This window comes from Adlercreutzia rubneri, assembly GCF_009755265.1.
GTDB classification, from domain to species: domain Bacteria; phylum Actinomycetota; class Coriobacteriia; order Coriobacteriales; family Eggerthellaceae; genus Adlercreutzia; species Adlercreutzia rubneri.
In genome coordinates this window covers 53665-71956 of the sequence record NZ_WPOO01000011.1, presented here as the reverse complement: position 1 = coordinate 71956, position 18292 = coordinate 53665, and the positions used below count along the sequence as shown (strand labels likewise).

The 18292-nt window shown below is 63.4% G+C and carries 17 protein-coding genes; all 17 read left to right on the top strand.

Features of this window, described 5'->3' with window-relative positions:
* Window positions 1-26 precede the first annotated feature (26 nt).
* The 17 genes from GO707_RS07510 (at window position 27) to GO707_RS07430 (ending at window position 18290) form a co-directional block, all read left to right on the top strand.
* Window positions 27-590 carry a phosphoribosyl-ATP pyrophosphatase gene (locus GO707_RS07510; RefSeq protein WP_232325695.1) on the top strand — a complete coding sequence of 188 codons (564 nt, stop codon included), beginning with the start codon at window positions 27-29 and terminating at the stop codon, window positions 588-590.
* 115 nt (window positions 591-705) lie between these two features.
* A complete protein-coding gene (locus GO707_RS07505; RefSeq protein ID WP_157012685.1) occupies window positions 706-2133 on the top strand; it encodes a phosphoglucosamine mutase in 1428 nt (475 codons plus the stop codon).
* Window positions 2134-2540: 407 nt separating this feature from the next.
* On the top strand, window positions 2541-2798 hold the full coding sequence (locus GO707_RS07500) for a PqqD family protein (protein ID WP_157012684.1): 258 nt from the start codon (window positions 2541-2543) through the stop codon (window positions 2796-2798).
* A gap of 133 nt (window positions 2799-2931) precedes the next feature.
* Window positions 2932-4359 (top strand): sodium-dependent transporter, encoded by a 1428-nt coding sequence (locus GO707_RS07495; RefSeq protein ID WP_227069755.1) that lies wholly within the window; start codon window positions 2932-2934, stop codon window positions 4357-4359.
* A gap of 130 nt (window positions 4360-4489) precedes the next feature.
* The gene (locus GO707_RS07490) at window positions 4490-5083 is read left to right on the top strand and encodes an Rpn family recombination-promoting nuclease/putative transposase (protein WP_198161044.1); all 594 of its coding nucleotides are present in this window, start codon (window positions 4490-4492) and stop codon (window positions 5081-5083) included.
* A gap of 9 nt (window positions 5084-5092) precedes the next feature.
* Window positions 5093-5353, top strand: a complete 261-nt coding sequence (locus GO707_RS12045) for a hypothetical protein (protein ID WP_198161043.1) — start codon at window positions 5093-5095, stop codon at window positions 5351-5353.
* Window positions 5354-5580: 227 nt separating this feature from the next.
* On the top strand, window positions 5581-6306 hold the full coding sequence (locus GO707_RS07480) for a B3/B4 domain-containing protein (protein WP_157012682.1): 726 nt from the start codon (window positions 5581-5583) through the stop codon (window positions 6304-6306).
* The gene (locus tag GO707_RS07475) at window positions 6306-6632 is read left to right on the top strand and encodes a DMT family transporter (RefSeq protein WP_157012681.1); all 327 of its coding nucleotides are present in this window, start codon (window positions 6306-6308) and stop codon (window positions 6630-6632) included. Before GO707_RS07480 ends, GO707_RS07475 begins: the two co-directional genes overlap by 1 nt.
* A 190-nt stretch (window positions 6633-6822) precedes the next feature.
* On the top strand, window positions 6823-7287 hold the full coding sequence (locus tag GO707_RS07470; RefSeq protein WP_117284202.1) for an argininosuccinate lyase: 465 nt from the start codon (window positions 6823-6825) through the stop codon (window positions 7285-7287).
* A complete protein-coding gene (locus tag GO707_RS07465) occupies window positions 7268-7675 on the top strand; it encodes a type II toxin-antitoxin system VapC family toxin (protein ID WP_117284201.1) in 408 nt (135 codons plus the stop codon). Before GO707_RS07470 ends, GO707_RS07465 begins: the two co-directional genes overlap by 20 nt.
* Window positions 7676-7867: 192 nt before the next feature.
* Window positions 7868-10726 carry a polyphosphate kinase 1 gene (ppk1, locus tag GO707_RS07460; protein WP_198161042.1) on the top strand — a complete coding sequence of 953 codons (2859 nt, stop codon included), beginning with the start codon at window positions 7868-7870 and terminating at the stop codon, window positions 10724-10726.
* Between the two features lie 64 nt (window positions 10727-10790).
* Complete coding sequence (locus tag GO707_RS07455; RefSeq protein ID WP_157012679.1) at window positions 10791-12524, top strand: polyphosphate--AMP phosphotransferase; 1734 nt, start codon at window positions 10791-10793, stop codon at window positions 12522-12524.
* Window positions 12525-12966: 442 nt separating this feature from the next.
* The gene (locus tag GO707_RS07450; protein WP_157012678.1) at window positions 12967-13875 is read left to right on the top strand and encodes a class B sortase; all 909 of its coding nucleotides are present in this window, start codon (window positions 12967-12969) and stop codon (window positions 13873-13875) included.
* A complete protein-coding gene (gene purF, locus GO707_RS07445; RefSeq protein WP_114538790.1) occupies window positions 13875-15356 on the top strand; it encodes an amidophosphoribosyltransferase in 1482 nt (493 codons plus the stop codon). The genes GO707_RS07450 and purF overlap by 1 nt, the downstream gene beginning before the upstream one ends.
* Before the next feature lie 17 nt (window positions 15357-15373).
* The gene (gene purM / locus GO707_RS07440; RefSeq protein WP_114538791.1) at window positions 15374-16450 is read left to right on the top strand and encodes a phosphoribosylformylglycinamidine cyclo-ligase; all 1077 of its coding nucleotides are present in this window, start codon (window positions 15374-15376) and stop codon (window positions 16448-16450) included.
* Between the two features lie 28 nt (window positions 16451-16478).
* The gene (gene purN / locus GO707_RS07435) at window positions 16479-17096 is read left to right on the top strand and encodes a phosphoribosylglycinamide formyltransferase (protein WP_114538792.1); all 618 of its coding nucleotides are present in this window, start codon (window positions 16479-16481) and stop codon (window positions 17094-17096) included.
* A 201-nt stretch (window positions 17097-17297) separates the two neighbouring features.
* Window positions 17298-18290, top strand: coding sequence for an XdhC family protein (locus tag GO707_RS07430; RefSeq protein ID WP_157012677.1), 993 nt, complete (start codon window positions 17298-17300; stop codon window positions 18288-18290).
* Window positions 18291-18292 lie beyond the last annotated feature (2 nt).

Sequence of the window (18292 nt, the reverse complement as noted above, 5' to 3'; positions counted from 1 at the left end):
GGTTGGGTATCATGGAGAGAAATATCATGGTGGCTGCCCGAGAGAAAGTGCTGCATTCAATGGTCAACAAGACGTTCATCCCCGAAGGCGAGGCGGCCCCGGCCTCGCAGATTGGCGCGACGTTGGAGGCGCTCGCTGCCACTATCGCCGCGCGTCGCGACGCCGACGAGGCGAGCTACACCTACCGGCTTCTGACTGGCAACGTCGACGGCGTGCTGAAGAAGGTCATGGAAGAGTCCGGGGAGGTGGCCCTGGCCGCCAAGGACGTAGAGGGCTGGGCGACGTCCTCGCTCGCGGCGGCTGTGGCGTTGGAGGCGACTGAGGCTGGCGGGACGACTACCGGCGCGGAGACGGCTGACGGCGGCGCCGACTTCCCCCTTTCCGTCCAGCTGCCCCCGGAGTACGGCGAGGCGGTCGATCATTTGCGCTACGAGGCCGCCGATGTGGTGTATCATCTTCTCGTCGTGCTGGAGCGCTACGGCATCACGCTCGACGAGTTTGCTGCCGAGCTGAACAATCGCATGACCGAAGGAGAGCGGCCGCACGGCGCCGTTCGCTTGCACGACGAGTTCGTACGACGCGGAAAGTAGCGTTCAGCTGCAGGTCTTGTGCGGGGAAGAGACGGGAATCTCGCGGCAGCCTGAGCGAGCGAAACGATATGAAGAACTTCGGGGGAGCCCCCGAGTTGAAGGAAAGAAGGATTTCATGGCCCGACTGTTTGGAACTGATGGCGTGCGCGGTATCGCAAATGTGGAGCTGACCTGCGAGATGGCCTATCGTCTCGGCCAGGCCGCCGCCATCTATCTCGGCAAGACTATCGTTGTGGGTCGCGACACGCGCCGCTCCGGCGACATGCTGGGCGCCGCCCTTTCCGCGGGCATCATGAGTGCCGGTGGTACCGTGCTCGAGGCAGGCATCATCCCCACGCCGGGCGTGGCCCTGCTCGTGCGCGAGATGCGCGCGGCGGGCGGCGCGGTCATCTCCGCCTCTCACAATCCGCCGGAGTACAACGGCATCAAGTTCTTCGACGCCCAGGGTTTCAAGCTGCCCGACGCCGTGGAAGACGAGATCGAGGCCTTCATCGTCAACGGTGGATTGGAAGGCGAGGCCGCTGCCGCCGAGGAGGCTGCCTGGAGCGCCGCTCAAGCCGCTGCGCCCGATGCTCCCGCCGATGCGACGAGCTATCTGGCTTCCGAAATCAAGATGCCTGCTGGTGCCGAGGTGGGCGTGGTCATTCCGCTGGAAAACGCTTGCGACATTTACATCGATCATGCAGCCTGCTCCATCGAGGAGCAGGGCATTTCCTTCAAGGGCCTGCGCATCGCTTTGGATACGGGTCACGGTGCTTCCTCGCTCACGTCCCCGGAGGCTCTGCGGCGGTTGGGCGCCGAGGTGAGCGTCATCAACGATGATTTCGACGGCATGGACATCAACGTGCGGTGCGGCTCCACTCATCTCGAGCCCCTGCGCGCGCTTATGGCCGAGACGGGTGCCGATGTGGGTATTGCGCATGATGGCGATGCTGACCGCGTCATGCTCATGGCGCCCGATGGCACCGAGATCGACGGCGATATGGTGGAAGCGGTCTGCGCGCTCGATATGCGCGAACGCGGCGTGCTGGCCGGCGACACGGTTGTGTCCACGGTGATGTGCAACTTCGGTTTCGTGCGCGCCATGAAAGAGATGGGCATCAACGTGGTGCAGACCAAGGTAGGCGACCGCTACGTTCTGGAGGCCATGCGCGAGCACGGCTACTCCATCGGCGGCGAGCAGTCCGGCCACATGATTCTGCTCGATCACAACTCCACGGGCGACGGCCTCATGACGGCCTGCCAGTTCTTGGCGGCGGTCATCCGTTCCGGCAAGCCCGTGGCCGAGGCCATCCAGGTCATGGAGAAGATGCCGCAGACCCTGATTAACGTGCGTGTGAACGACAAGCATGCTGTGGAGGACAGCGCCGAGGTGGCCGCTGCCGTGGCCTCCGCTGAGGAGGCACTCGGCGAGGACGGCCGCGTGCTTCTGCGCCCGAGTGGCACCGAGCCGGTGGTGCGCGTGATGGTGGAGGCGGTTGATCCGGCCGCCGCGCAAGCGCACGCCGAGGCCATCGCCGCCGTGGTGGAAGCCTGCGTGTAAGGCGAAGGCGACCGACAGGTTCCGTTTTTCGGAAACAATGCAGTAAATGCCAGTTCGACCCCGAAATGGTAAGAGCTTCGGCGCTGTTTCTTACCAAAGCAGGGCTAAACTGGCATTTTCACCCCTCAGCCGCCTCCCCTTCTTGCCAAAGCGGGATCGAACTGGCATTTTCTTGGGAGATTTCGAAAATGACTTTGCTCGTCGGAATCGTAAGGCTCGCTCGATTGTGTTCTTCTATAAGCGAGCAGCTCATTGATTTCGCTTTGGCAACAGAACATGACATCGCTGTTAACCTGGGGTTATTTACAAGGAGTCACCGTTACACTGTCGTTATTTCTTGGTAGTGATCGGCGCAAGAGCTTTCTGTCCTCGGTCCTGCTTTATCTGCTGCCGAAAGGACGGGCGACATGAAAACGCGAACCCTTGCTCCCGGGGCCTATCTGGCAAGAAGCGGCCAGGGCGTTTCCCTGTACGATGCCGAGGGCAAGTGCTTCGCCATGAACAAGATGGGAGGCTCCATTCTCGCGCTGGCTCTCACGGGGCTTTCCGCCGAGGGCATCGCCGATGCGTTGCGCCATTATTTCAACGGCACTCCCGCTCAGTCCCGCGATGAGGTGGCCGCCTGGCTCGACGAAATGGAAGCGAGCGGTTTCCTGCATTCCTAGCATCCCGCTGGCGTTGCTGCCCCTTGTTGAACGCGCCGGAAAAGTGTGCAGGATTCTCCCTCTGGCCAGAACTTGCTTGTTCGTTTCGTGCCTTTCGCTATGATGGAAGTCACAGAAATTCAAGGAGGATGCTGTGGCGACAAGAGACGACAACATCATTGCGGAGGAGGCGCGGGCCATCGAGGTCGGAGAGGAGACGGCCGTCGGTGCGCCGAACCCATCGGGCGGTTCGGGTCGCGGGCGTCGCGACACCTGGGCCACCCACACCGGGTTCATCCTCGCCTGCGTGGGCAGTGCGGTGGGCATGGCCAATATCTGGTTGTTCCCCTACCGTGTGGCCCAGCTGGGCGGCGCGGCCTTCCTCATTCCGTACCTCATCTTCGTGGCCCTGCTCGGCTTCACTGGCGTGATCGGGGAGATGGCCTTCGGCCGCGCCATGGGCACCGGCCCCATGGGCGCTTTCGGGCGCGCCATGGAGATGCGCGGCGTGCGGCATGGCGAGCGCATCGGCAAGATCATCGGGCTAATTCCCACGCTGGGGTCGCTCGCCTTGGCCATCGGGTATGCCGTGGTGCTGGGCTGGGCTTGCCATTACCTGTTCTCGGCGATGACCGGCGAGCTTATGGCCCAAACCGATACGGGCGCCTTCTTCGGAGCCATGGCGTCGGACTTCGGTAACGTGGGTTTCCACTTGCTGGGGCTGGCCATCACCTTCGGCATCATGATCCTCGGCGTGTCCCGGGGCATCGAGAAGGCGAACAAGGTGCTCATGCCCACCTTCTTCGTGCTGTTCGTCATCATCGCCATCCGCGTGGCCACGCTGCCGGGGGCGGAAGCGGGCTATCTGTACCTGCTCGTGCCCCGCTGGGAGGCGCTGCTGAATCCCACTACCTGGGTGTACGCGCTCGGCCAGGCATTCTTCAGCCTGTCGTTGGCCGGCTGCGGCACGCTGGTGTACGGCAGCTACCTGAAGCGAGACGTGGACGTGGTGGACGCGGCGAAGAACGTCGCCATCTTCGACACCATCGCGGGGCTCGTGTCCGCGTGCGTGGTGGTGCCGGCGGTGTTCGCCTTCGGGTTGGACGTGTCCTCTGGGCCGCCGCTTCTGTTCATCACGCTGGCCCAGGTGTTTCAGGAGATGCCTTTCGGCGGCGTTTTCGCGGTCATCCTGTTCGTGGCCGTGGTGTTCGCCGCCATCACGAGCCTCATGAATTTGTTCGAGGCACCGGTGGAGGCGCTTCAGAAACAGCTGGGACTGTCGCGGTTGGCGTCGGTGGGCATTATCGCCGTGGCTGCCGTGGCCGTGGGCCTGTTTATCGAAGGCGGCAGCTCGGTGAGCGACTGGATGGACGTTATCTCCATCTACGTCATCCCTGCGGGCGCGTTCCTGGCGGCCATCATGTTCTTCTGGGTGTGCCCGGCGGGCTTCGCGAAGAGCCAGGCGGAGCTGGGGCGCAAGAAGCCTTTGGGAGCGTGGTTCAACGTGTTCACCCGCTACGTGTTCGTGGGCATCACCGCGCTGGTCATCGTGCTCGGCATCTTCTACGGCGGCATCGGGTAGAAGATGCGACTCTAGTGCGACTCCGTTGCGGTTGGCGCGAGGAATAGAACGGGACTTTCCCGCGTCATTGCTACGGTCGTGCTCTGGCAGAATGTCCCTCCATCGACTTGTCGCTGATCGAAGGGGGTTCATGATGACAAAGAGAAAACTGGGGTTCCAGGACCGCTGGATGTTTAATCGAGTACTATGCGAGAAGGATGTTTGCCGCAAGATTCTGCGCGCCGCGCTTGGGATAGAGGCGGGCGAGATATCCTACTTGAACGCCGAGCAGTGCTTCGAGCCGCTGACGTCAGGGCGGGGCGTGCGCCTGGATGTGTTCGCCAGAGGGGACGGGCGGGTCTATGACATCGAGATGCAAGTCGCAAAGGAACGCGACCTAGGGCGTCGCATGCGCTACTACCAGGCCGCCATGGACGTGGGCGAGCTGGGCGCGGGGGCGGACTTCGGTGATCTGCCTGAGAGCTACGTGATGTTCGTCTGCACCTTCGACGCCTATGGCAAAGGCTCCCCATTGTACGTGATTGAGCGGCAGTGCATTGATTATCGAGATCTTGATGTAGGGGACGGCTCTCCCTGGGTGGTGCTCAATGCCACAGCGTGGGAGACAGCTGCTGATCCCGGCTTGCGGGATGTGCTACGATACCTCCAGACTGGAGAGGCCTTGGGGCCGTTGTCGGAAGAGATCGACGCTCTGGTCGATGCGTTCAACGAAGATCGAGAGTAGGTGAATCGCGTGCTGACCTATGAGCAGGAGACCGAGATGCGCTGTCGCCGGGCCAGGGAAGAGGCTCTGGAGCAGGGCATCGAGCAGGGCATCGAGCAGGGTATCGAGCAGGGTATCGAGCAGGGTATCGAGCAGGGTATCGAGCAGGGCATGGATCGCTTAGGAGCTCTCGTCGGTCGTCTTATTGACGCGGGCCGCCTCGACGACGCAAAGCGCGTCTCCGAGGACGCTGCCTACCGCGAAGCGCTGCTCGTGGAGTTCGGTCTCTGAAAATGCCAAACTGGATATAGCCGCTGCCATCGTGCTATCATGGAGCCAGCTTAAAGCACATAGCCTGCCGCCGGGTAGGCACGAAGCGCTCGCAGTGCGGACATCGTTAGGCCTTTGAAGATGTTCGCCCCGCGGGCGCTTTTTCGTTGGAGAAGGTCGTCGCGTTTGTGCTGGCACGCGAAGCTGAGGGCTTTGCGGGCGCGACGGCCGTCGAGAAAGGAAGACCTATGAAGCAGTTCGTGACGGAAGAGTCGTTTTGGGAGCTGTTCCCCGAGGCTCAGATCGGCATCGTCGTGGCTCACAACATGAAGCCGACTGAAGAGGTGGCGCCCGAAGACGCCGCCGCCATCGCGCGCGCTCTGGCCGAGGCCAACGGAAAGGCCGATCAGCACCTGGAGAGCAACACCATCTCGCAGAACGAGGTGGTGGCCGTATGGCGCGACGCCTACCAGAAGTTCAAGACGAAGAAGGGAGCGCGCTGTTCCATCGAGAACCTGCTGAAGCGCGTGCTGAAGGGCAATCCCGTGGGCTCCATCACGCCGTCGGTGGACATCTACAACACGGTGTCGCTTACGCACGCGCTGCCCGTGGGCGGTGAGGACATCGATGCCATGGCCGGTGACATTCGCCTCGGCATTACCGAGGGCGGCGATGCGTTCCGTCCGCTCGGCGAGGAGGAGGACGCGCCCACGTTGGAAGGCGAGCTGTGCTATCGCGACGATGCCGGTGCCATCTGCCGCTGCTGGAACTGGCGCGACGGCGAGCGCACGGCCCTGACCGACGATTCGAAGAAGGCCTTCCTCATCATCGAGTCCGTCGATCCGGCCCGCGCCGACGATCTGGCGGCTGCCACCGACCAGCTGGCCGCCATGGTGCAGCAGTACCTGGGTGCCGACATCTTCGCCAAGCAGATCGTCACCCGCGACAATCCGACCATGGTGATCGACGAATAATGAGTTGGCTGGTGCTTATAGCCTCCGGCGTCATGGAATCGGTGTGGGCCATAGCCCTCGGCAAGTCCGAGGGCTTCACCCATGTCGGCCCCACCATTGTGTTCGTTGTGGCCCTGGTGCTATCCATGCTGGGGCTTTCCTTCGCTGTGAAGACGCTGCCGACGGGAACCGCCTACGCCGTGTGGGTCGGCATCGGCGCGGCGCTCACGGTCATCTACGGCATGGTCACAGGGTCGGAGCCCGCAAGCCTCGCCCGCATCCTACTCATTGCGGGCCTTGTCGGCTGCGTCATCGGCCTCAAGCTCGTCGACGGCGCAGCTGATTGATCTTTACACCCCCTGCATCAGATCCTCCACGGAGCAGCCGAGGACGCGGGCCAGGGCGATCGCCACGGTGACCCCGTTCTGACTATCGGTAGAACGATAGTCAGAACGGGGATTGCACTAGGCCGCTTGTATATGCATGTAAAAGTAGGTATAATGCATGCAATGATTGCTCCGGAAGAGAGGACAAGAGATGCCTGCGCTTCAGGTAAGGGATTTTCCGGCGACGCTTTACGATGAGCTGAAGGAATACGCGGCGCGCAACCATCGCTCTATTGCCCAGCAGACGATCATCGCCGTGGAGGAGATGCTGGCCGAGGCATCGGCGCTGCGGCAGGAGTCCTTCCCGTTCGATGCAGATCGTCTGTCACGCCCCGCGCCGCGCAATGGTGATATTCAGCTCGCTTCAGCGGGGGTCGCAAAGGGAAGCTTCTGGCAGGAAAGAGGGGCAATCGAGGAGTCCCGAGCGCAGAGGCGTCAGCAGATTTTCGCCAATTTCGATGAACTGAACTGGAAGTGCAAGACGCTGACGACTGATGAGATCGTTGCATTGGTAAGAGAGGGAAGGGAAGAGCGCACCGATCGCATTATGGCATCCCTTGATCCTTTTGCCGACATCGAAGACGAGGGGGGTGTCAATGATCGTTCTGGATGCTAATGCCGCCGTGGCGATGGCCCAAGGCGGAGAAGCGGGGCAGGCGCTCAGAATGCTTGTGGGCAATGGGGAGGCGATCATTGCTCCACGATGCTTCGTAACCGAAATGGGCAATGTGGCTTGGAAGTACATACGGATAGGGGGTCTTTCCGAGGAGGAAGGCATCGAGCTCTTCCAGAATGCGCTTGATTTGATAGACGGTTATGCGGATGACGAATCGCTTCTGCTGGAGGCGCTTCATGAGGCTGCGCGGAACAACCACCCTGTTTACGATATGCTTTATCTCGTCCTCGCTCGGCGCAATGCTGCTACGCTCTTCACGTTTGACAAGAAGCTGAGAGCCATCTGCGAGGCCAATGGGGTGAACTGTCTCGGGGCGGCGAGCTTGTAGGGTGGGCGGTTTTGGCGAGGATCCCAGGAGCGGTCTGACACATCGGACTGCTTTCTCCAGGGCCGTTGACATCCCGTTGCCAAATTTCGGCTAATCGTCCAAAGAATGGTAAAATACATAGGTCGCGCGCGTTCCGGTGCGCGGCTTGATTTTTTCGGCCAGCGACTATACAAGAGGGAGAAGGCTAGGCCCATGAACGCACAGGCATCGAAGGATACCGCGGCAACGACGACGATTGTGAAGCCGCCCTATATGCAAAATCGCGAGCTCTCGTGGCTCGATTTCAACAAGCGCGTGCTCGACCAGGGGGCCGATCCCACGGTGCCGCTGCTCGAGCGCTTGAACTTCATCTCCATCTTCTGGAGCAACTTGCAGGAGTTCTTCATGGTGCGCGTCGGTTCGCTCACCGACCTGTCGCTTTTGAAGAAGTCCATCATCGACCCGAAGTCCGGCATGACGCCGGCCCAGCAGCTGGACGCCATCTACGCCCGCTGCCACGAGCTGTACCCCTACTACGAGGAAACCTATAAAACGGTCCGCAGCCTCCTCGCCGAACAAGGCATTCGCGGTTTGCACAAGGAAGACCTCACGGCCGAGCAGCGCGATTACCTGCGCGGCTACATGGAGGACAACGTGCTGCCCTTCCTCTCGCCGCAGATCATCAACGCGCGGCACCCCTTCCCGCATCTGGAAAACGGCGGCCTGTACATCGTCGTGCGCCTCGATGAGGAGGCGCGTCCCAAGGCGAAGAAGTCGAAGGAGGAGCGCGCCCGCGACAAGGCCGAGGCGAAGGCCACGAAGAACCTCGGCGCCGAGGGCGTGACGCTGGGCATCATTCCGCTGCCGCGCCAGACGAGCCGTGTCATCGAGCTGCCCGGCGACGGGCTGCAGTTCATCCTGGTGGAGCGCGCCATCGAGATGTTCGCCGCCGAGGTCTTCTCGATGTACACCGTCAAGCACACCAACATCATCTGCGTGACCCGCAACGCCGATTTGGATGCCACGGAAGGCGCCGAAGAGCAGGGCGAGGACTACCGCGAGCACATGAAGCGCATCCTGAAGAAGCGCAGCCGCCTGGCGCCGGTGCGCCTGGAAAGCGAGCGGCCGCTCTCGCGCACGGTGAAGGGGCTTCTGCTGGAGAAGTTGGGCCTGGCCGAGCACCAGCTGTTCGTCACCCGCGTGCCGCTGAACATGGGCTACACCTGGGGGTTGGGCAGTCGTCTGTCCGCCGAGGCGCGCGCCGCGCTCACCCAGGCGCCGTTCACGCCTCAGTGGCCCGCCTGCCTCGATCGCAAGCGCTCCATCATCGAGCAGGTGAGCGAGCACGAGGTGCTGTTGTCGTACCCCTACCAGTCCATGGACGCTTTCGTGCAGCTTCTGCGCGAGGCCTCGGTGGACCCGGCCGTCGTTTCCATCAAAATCACGCTGTACCGCCTGGCGAGCCAGTCGCATCTGGCCGAGGCGCTCATCAACGCCGCCGAGAACGGCAAGGAGGTCACGGCGCTGTTCGAACTGCGCGCCCGCTTCGACGAGTCCAACAACATCGAGTGGTCCCAGCGCTTCGAGGCCGCCGGCTGCCACGTCATCTACGGCTTCCGCAACTTCAAGGTACACTCGAAGATCTGCACTATCACGCGTCAGACGGAAAACGGCCTGCAGCACATCACCCAGCTGGGTACGGGCAACTACAACGAGAAGACGGCGAAACTCTACACCGACTTCTCGTTCATCACCTGCGATTCCCAAATCGGTCACGACGCTGCCGACTTCTTCCGCAACATGGCGCTGGAGAACACCTCAGACAACTACGACATCCTGTGGGTCGCGCCGCTTATGATCAAGCAGAACATCCTGCGCAACATCGACGTGCAGATCGAGCGCGCGCGCCGCGGCGAGAAGTGCGGGCTGTTCTTCAAGACGAACTCCATCACCGATAAGGAGGTCATCGACAAGCTGGTGGAGGCCTCCCAGGCGGGGGTGCCCATCGACCTGTTCGTGCGCGGCATCTCCTGCATCCTGCCGGGCGTGGAAGGCTACACCGACCGCGTGCGCGAAGTGTCCATCGTCGGCCAGCTGCTCGAGCACAGCCGCATCTACGGCTTCGGCCCGCGCGACGACTGCAAGCTGTACCTGTCCAGCGCCGACCTCATGACCCGCAACATGGACAAGCGCATCGAGATCGCCTGGCCCATTTTGAACGATACGCTGCGCAACCAGGTGCTGGGGTATTTGGGCATCTGCTACTCCGACACCGCCAAGCTGCGCGAGCTTCTGCCCGACGGCTCCTACACGGCGCTCGGCGCTTTCGCCGAACGTGACGAGAACGGGGAGGTAGAGCTGTTCGATTCCCAGAAGTACCTCATTGCCGAGGCTCAGCGCATGAAGCTCGTGTCGGCCGAGCTGGCCGCCCGTCAGGAGGCCAACAACGGCGGCAGTGCGCGCATGGTGTTTCCGCTCGGGGAGGTGGCGACCGCAGGGAGCGCCCCGGCCGGTGCCGACGAGGTGGTGACGGAAGAGGAGTCGGAGTTTATCGCCCATCGCTCGCCGGAGTTGGAGGCGGCCGAGGCCAAGGCCGTGCGCGATGCGGCCGATGCCATGGCCGCGGCTGCGACGGCTACGGCGGCGTCGGTTTTGGAGGCGGTGACCAAGGGCGTGGCCCAGGAGGTGGCCGCCCTGCAGGCCCGTGAGGCCCAAGGGGCGACGGCGCCCTCGGAAGATGCCCCTGCCGCCGGTTCTGATCCAGTTGCGACCGATCCGGCCGAGGCGGCTGATCCGGCTGCGACAGCCCCGACCGCCGAGGGCCCCGTGGCCGAACGCGCGGAGTTGGATGCCGCGGCGGCAACGGCCGTGGAAGAGGGGCGCCCGCGGCCCGATACCGCGCCGACCGCTGCTGCGGTAACGGCACCGGTCCCCGCTCCGGCCCCCGCAACCGAGGTCATCGATGCCGCTCGCACCGATGACGGCCGCGCCATCGTGCCGGCCGCCGTGGTGGAACCGGCGCCTGAGGGCAATGCCATCGCGCGGTTCTTTCGCCGCCTGTTCGGCAAATAGGCCGGCGTCGCAGCGCCCGGTTCTCACAGAAGACGAACGCCCAAAGATAGGGGAAAGGAAAGCCATGCTCGAGAAGGTCACGTTCAACAAGAAGCCCATGAAGAAGGCCGTCTACAAGGAGCAGTGGGACGAACTTCTGGCCAAGCTCGTGGTGCTCCAGCAGCAGGCTCATAACGAGGGCGTGGGGCTCGTGGTACTGTTCGAGGGCTGGAACGGCGCCGGCAAGGGCAGTCGTATCTCCGATCTCATGTATCACTTAGACGCCCGCTCCACCGGGGTTTACGTGGGGCTCGACCTCGATCCGGACACCGAGCGCGAGTTCGTCGGCCGCGAGTGCGGCGTGACGGGCTTCTACCCCATTATGCAGCCCTTCTGGAAGGCCTTAGGCGAGCGGAACTCCATCACGTTCTACGATCGCGGTTGGTATACGGCGGTCATTCAGCATATGCTCTACAACGCGCCGGCCAAACTGCTGCTTCCCAAGAAGGAGGAGCGCCACTACTTGGATTCCGTTCACGACTTCGAGCAGCAGCTTGTGGCCGATGGCTACGTGGTGGTGAAGTTCTTCGTGCATATGACCAAGAAAGCCCAAGTCGAACGCTTGCAGCGGCTGCACGACGATCCCGTGACCCGTTGGCGCGTGACCGAGAAGAAGCTCGAGAGCCATCACGGCTACGAGACCGCCTACGAGCTGTACGACCGTCTGCTCGAGCGCAGCGACTACGACTTCGCTCCCTGGGTGCTGCTCAACGGCGAGGACAAGCGCCGCACGAACCTCACCATCGCCAGCACGCTGGTGGACGCCCTGGAGCGCGCGCTCGCCCGCAAGGAGGCCGACGACGTGCTGAAAGCGTCGCTGGCGGCCCGCGAGAGGGCCGATGCGCTTCTCGCGGAAGAGCGCGCCGTGGAAGAGGCCGCCGCTGCCGAGGCAGCCGGTGCGGTGCCGGCGCCGGCGACCCAACCTGGACGCGGCATGTTAACCGGCGTGGCTTTGGCCCGCGCCGAGGCCCAGGCGGCCGCGGCCCACGATTTGGCCCCCAAGAAGTCCCGCTTCGACATCGTGAAGCACTACCCCCAGGTGGACACGATCGACCACAGCCTGGCGCTCACCTTGGAGGAATACAAAACCGAGCGCAAGCGCCTGCAGGATCGCCTGTTCCGCCTGGAGAACATCATGTTCCAGCGCCGGGTCCCCCTCATTCTCATGTACGAGGGGTGGGACGCGGCCGGCAAGGGCGGCAACATCAAGCGTGTCGCCCAGGCTCTCGACGCTCGCGCCTACACCATCTTCCCGTCGCCGGCGCCCACCAAGCCCGAGCTCGCCCATCCGTTCCTCTGGCGCTACTGGACGCGCCTGCCCAAGGCGGGGCACGTGGGCATGTACGATCGCAGCTGGTACGGGCGCGTGCTGGTGGAGCGCGTGGAGGGTTTCGCCACGCCGGCCGAGTGGTCGCGGGCCTACGACGAAATCAACGAGTTCGAGCACGATCTGGTCGATTGGGGTGCCATCTTGCTGAAGTTCTGGGTCGATGTGAGCCCCGAGGAGCAGCTGCGCCGCTTCCAGGACCGCGAGGACGACCCGGCCAAGCAGTGGAAGATCACCGAGGACGATTGGCGCAATCGCGAGAAGTACCCCCAGTACAAGGCCGCCATCGACGATATGTTCCGCTTGACGTCGACCACGTTCGCTCCCTGGGTGGTGCTGGAGTCCGATGACAAGCGCTACGCCCGCATCAAGGCCCTGCGCATCATCGTGGAAGCCCTGGAGAAGCGCTTGGGCGAGTGCCCCGCCTCGTGATGCCCTCCAAGAGGACAGTTCGCCGTCGTCGCGGGGTTTTTCCTTGCGCCAACCCGGGGTTCAGGGTACTATGAACCCAACATCAGCAAGTTGGCGGGTGCGCAGAGGATGGCCCCGTTGCATAGAAGGAGTCCGCTATGTCTTTGTTCGGTTTCGAAGTGCCCATGGAGGCCATCTGGGTCGTTGTGGCCATCATCGTGCTCGTCATCGTGGTGTTCATCGCCAAGGGCTTCATGGACGAGATGAAGAAGTAGCAGCTCGCCCGCTCGACGGGGTGAGCTCAGGGCCCCTGCGGGGGCCCTTTTGTTTTCCGCCGGCGCAGGGCCGGGGAAGGCGAGAGCGCCGGCACGGGACCGGCGAGGACGTCGTGGGCGGCGCGGTCAGGAGGCTGACCCCAGCCCCGCCGTCATGCAGAGAGATCGATATCGAAGGGGGAGGCCTCATGGCTACCGCTCAGAATACCGATACCAAGAAGAAAAAGAAGCGCGGGTGCTTCTGGCGCATCGTGTTCTGGCTGGCGCTCATCGTGTTCATCGGCTCGGTGGGCACGCTGGGCTATCTGTTCTACACCTATTGGCAGGGTCAGAACGAGTACGAGGAGATTGCCAGCCGCGTCGTCGAAGTGCCCGAGGACGGCCATGTCGCGAACTTGGCCGACCTGGTGGTCGATTGGGACGCCCTGCGCGCGATCAATCCGGACATCGTCGCGTGGGTGTACATGCCCGGCACCATCATCAACTACCCGGTGGCTCACAAAGACGGCGACTCGGAGTACTACCTGCACCACAACTTCAGCTTGGGCGAGGGCTCTTTCGGCGCCGAGTTCGGCTCCATCATGCTGTCGGGCGAGAACGCCGGCGACTTCTCCGACGAGGTGAACATCCTTTACGGCCACCACATGCGCAACGGCTCCATGTTCGCCCTCTTTGCCGAGTTCCGCGACTCCGCCATCTTCAACGAGCATCGCACCATCTACCTGCTCACTCCCGAGGGCAACTACCGCTTGCAAACTTTTGCTGTGGAGCATGTGCCCATGACCCATTCCTCCATCGCCACGCCGAACTACCCGACCGACGAGGAATTCACGGCCTTCAAGGACTGGCTCGTGGAGGAGTCCGTCGTCACGCCCGATCCCGACACCACCGATACGCTTGCCAACGCGACGAAGCTCTTCGGTTTCTGCACGTGCGACGGGGCCGACAACACCTGGCGCTACATCACTTTCGCCGATGTTGCCGAGTTCGTGCCCATCAGCTATGTTGGCACCGACACCTACCAAGGCGACACGGCGGTGGAAGACGATGCGGCCGGCGAGATTGCCGCCGACGCGCAAGAGCGAGTGGAGGGCTAGTGGCCGATAGCATATTTCCCGGCGAGCAGCCGGATCGGTTGGAAGAGGAGTGCGGCGTCTTCGGCGTCTACGCGCCGGGCGAGGACGTGGCGCGCCTGACCTGCTACGGGCTGCAGGCCCTGCAGCATCGCGGCCAGGAGAGCGCGGGCATCGCCGTGGGCGACGGTTCCACGGTCATCGAGGCGAAGGACTTGGGGCTTGTGACCCAGGTCTTCGACGAGGCAACGCTGGCGGGCCTTGGCGAGGGCGTGGTGGCCATCGGGCACGTGCGCTACTCCACCAGCGGCGGGAAGGCCTCCTGGGAGGCGGCGCAGCCGCACATCTCCGCTATCGACGACACGCTCATCGCGCTCGCCCACAACGGCACGCTGGTGAACACGAACCACCTGCGGGCGCAGCTTATCGACGAGGGGGAGCACCTGCGCGCCGGCACCGATTCCGAGGTGGCGGCCAAGGCCATCGGCCACCTCACGCGTCAGACGCACCATCTGCGCGAGGGCATCCGCTATGCCATGGAGAACCTGGAGGGCGCCTACGCCATGGTGCTCGCGAGCCCCGAGGCGCTCTACGCCTTCCGCGACCCCCATGGCATTCGGCCCTTGTGCATCGGCCAGCTGCCCGAGGGTCGCGGCTGGGTGGTGTCCTCGGAGACCTGCGGGCTCGATATCGTCGGTGCCGAGTACGTGCGCGATGTGGAGCCCGGCGAGATGGTGCGCTTCACCGCCGAGGGCATGGTAAGCGAGCAGGCTGTGCCGCCGCGCCCCCGGGCCGCCTGTATCTTCGAGTACGTATACTTCGCCCGGCCCGACTCGGTGCTCGACGGGCAATCGGTCTACCAGGCGCGCCGCGCCATGGGCCGCATTCTGGCCGACGAGGCGCCCGTGGAGGCCGACCTCGTGCTCGGCGTGCCCGACTCCGGCGTGCCGGCGGCCCTGGGCTATTCCGAGGCCTCGGGCATTCCGTTCACCGACGGTATCGTGAAGAACCGCTACGTGGGCCGCACTTTCATCCAGCCCACCCAAGCCATGCGCCAGCTGGGCATTCGCCTGAAGTTGAACCCGCTGCCGAGCGTGATTTCGGGCAAGCGCCTCGTGGTCATCGACGATTCCATCGTGCGCGGCAACACTTCCAAGAAGCTCGTTCAGATGCTGCGCGATGCCGGGGCGGCCGAGGTGCACCTGCGCATCGTGAGCCCCGAGGTGCTCTGGCCCTGCTTCTACGGCATCGACACCGACACCCGCGAGCAGCTCATCGCCGCGAACATGACGCTTGAGGAGATGAACGACTGGATCGGCTCCGACTCGCTCGCGTTCATCACGCTGGACGGCCTGCGCGCGTCGCTCGCCGATGCGGGCCACGACGGCTTCTGCACGGCCTGCTTCACCGGTGACTACCCGGTGCCCATTCCCGACGATGTGGCAAAAAAGAGCTTTCTTACCCGCAAGGACTTCGAGGCGGTGTACGCCGGCGAGGTTTCGTAGACACTGAAAGGAACCCCATGGAAAACCAGAACAGCGTGACCTATGCCGAGGCCGGCGTCGATATCGTGGAGGGCGCCCGTGCCGTGGACGCCATCAAGGACACGGTGCACTCCACCTATCGCCCCGAGGTTGTGGGCGACATCGGCGGCTTCGGCGGCCTATTCTCCATCGCGGCCGCCAAGGACATGGCCGATCCCCTGCTGGTTTCCGGCACCGACGGCGTGGGCACGAAGCTGAAGGTCGCCCAGCGTCTTGGCGTGCACGATACGGTGGGCATCGATCTGGTGGCCATGTGCGTGAACGATATTCTGGCCACCGGCGCCGAGCCGCTGTTCTTCCTCGACTACGTTGCCGTGGGCAAGCTGGATTCCGGGGCCATGGCCAAAATCGTCGGGGGCATCGGCGAGGGCTGCCGCCAATCCGGCTGCGCGCTCATCGGCGGCGAGATGGCCGAGCATCCCGGTGTGATGGATCCGGACGACTACGATCTGTCGGGTTTCTGCGTGGGGCTGGTCGACCGGCCGCGCATGTTGGATCCCGAGAGCGTGCGTGAGGGCGACGTGCTCATCGGCCTCGCCTCGTCCGGCCTGCATTCCAACGGCTACTCGCTGGCCCGCAAAGTGTGCGTCGAGGGCCGCAGCGAAGAGGAGCTCCGCGAGGGGCGCGAGGACCTGGGCGGCCAGTCCATTTTGGAGGCGCTGCTCACACCGACGCGCATCTACGTGAAGCCGGTGCGCACGGTCATGGAGGAGGTGCCCGGCGGCATCCGCGCTCTGGCCCACATTACCGGTGGCGGCATTACCGAGAATCTGAACCGCGCTCTTCCCGCGAGTGTGAACGCCGAGGTCGATTTGGGCACTTGGCCCATTCCGCCCGTGGTGCGCTTCGCTTGCGATCAGGCGAATCTCTCGGAGGAGGAGGCGCTCAAGACCTTCAACATGGGCCTCGGCATGATTCTCATCGTGAATCCGGACGAGGCTGAGGCCGTGGAGGCCGCCCTGGCCGATGCCGGCGAGCAGACCTTCCGCGTCGGCCGCATCGTCGCTGGCGGGGGCGAGGTCCAGTACGCCAACGAGGGCGGCTTGTTCGCGTAGTCCCTGCGACCGAGAGAAGGGAAATGAGATGGAGAAGCTGAAGATCGGCGTGCTGCTCTCCGGTAGCGGGACGAACTTGCAGGCCATCATCGACGAGATTGCCGAGGATCTGCCGGTTGAGATCGTGCATGTGCTGTCCTCGCGCCCCGATGCCTACGGCATCGAACGCGCTCGGGCGGCCGGCATTCCCGTGACGGTGTTCGACCGCTCCTGCTACGAGGATCCCACGGCCGCCGACGGGCGCATCGCCGCCATCATGGATAAGGCTGGGGCTGAGTACCTGGTCATGGCCGGCTATATGCGCAAGCTCACCCCGGTAGTGCTCGACGCCTTCCCCGATCGCGTGCTGAATCTGCACCCGGCGCTATTGCCCTCCTTCAAGGGCGCCCATGCTATTCAAGATGCATGGGATGCCGGTGTGAAGGTGACGGGCGTGACGGTGCATCTGGCCAACGAGGACTACGACAAGGGGCCCATCGTGGCTCAGCGCGCGGTGCCGGTGCTGGAAGGTGACGATATCGACGCTTTGGAGGCGCGCATCCACGAGACCGAGCACGTCATTTACCCCGAGGTGCTGCGCGCCATCGCCGAGGGCCGCATGACCCTGGATGCCGATCGCAAGATTCATATTCAACCGCTCGGTTAAAAGCGCTCGGTGACACAAATTTTGGATTTTTTGGTCAAAAACCTGAGAAGCGAGTCTTGCGACGTTGGTTTTGGGCTCGAAACAATCGAAAATGTGTCCCGTTGCGCATCATTTTGGCGTGAATAGCGTCTTGTTGGTCAAAATATAGACTCATTTCTCGACTTTTTGACCATTTTTGAGAAAAATATTGCGGAGGAACCCATGAAACGAGAGACCATCGAAACCATTGTCGCTGATTTGCGAGCCGGTCGTGTGCCCGAGCTGGCCGTCGAGGATTCCCCGGCGTTCTCGGAAGAGGCGACGGCGGGCGATGCGCACATCGGCCCCGCGACGCTGGAGGCTATCGCCGCCACGCTAACTGAGGCCGATATCCCCACGTTCGAGCGCGCCTTGCGCGCTATGGACGAGGGCGATTTGGCGTGGCTCGGCTTCAAGGTCGTCTACGACGGGGCTGCTGCCCAGGGCAATGTGGACAATGAGGTCACGAAGAAGTACGGCGAGCAGGGTTCCGCCGACGGAGAGCCGCTTGTGTTCTTCTGCAACGATGCCAAGGAAATTGTCGCCTCCCGCGAGCTGTCGCCCCGCGATATCTTCCAGGCGAAGGACGTCACCCGCGGCCCCTCGATGCACAACGACCAGTTCGACGGCCTCACCTGGGCGAGCGAGCCGCTCTTCGGGAAGGTGCGGGTGTGGCTGCTCGGTGCGTCCGATGCGGCCGTAGAAGTGGCTCAGCTGGCCGATCATGTGGGCTTCCATGTGGTGGCCGTCGATTACGACCCGGCGTTTTTGAACGAGGAACGTTTCCCGACTGCCGAGCGCATCATGCTGCATGGGGGCAACTTCGACGAGCTGGCTAACATGCCGGGGCGCCCTGAGGACTATGTGTGCGTGCTGACTCGCGGGCATATGTTCGACCCGGAAAGCTGCATCTGGGCGCTGCAGAACGGCGTGCACTATGTGGGCATGATGGGCTGCGCGGGGAAGAACTCCACGGTGCACGATCTTGTCGTTGGCGCCGGTATCACCGAGACGGATTGGGATCGCGTGAAGCGGCCCATCGGCCTTAGCTTCGGGGCGAAGACCCCGGCGGAGCTGGCCATCGCCATTGTCGGCGAGCTGGTGGACGTGCGCTACCGGCAGCGCTACAGCGAAGAGGCGCAGGCGCGCCACGAGAAGAGCCTGGGGCGGGAATAGCC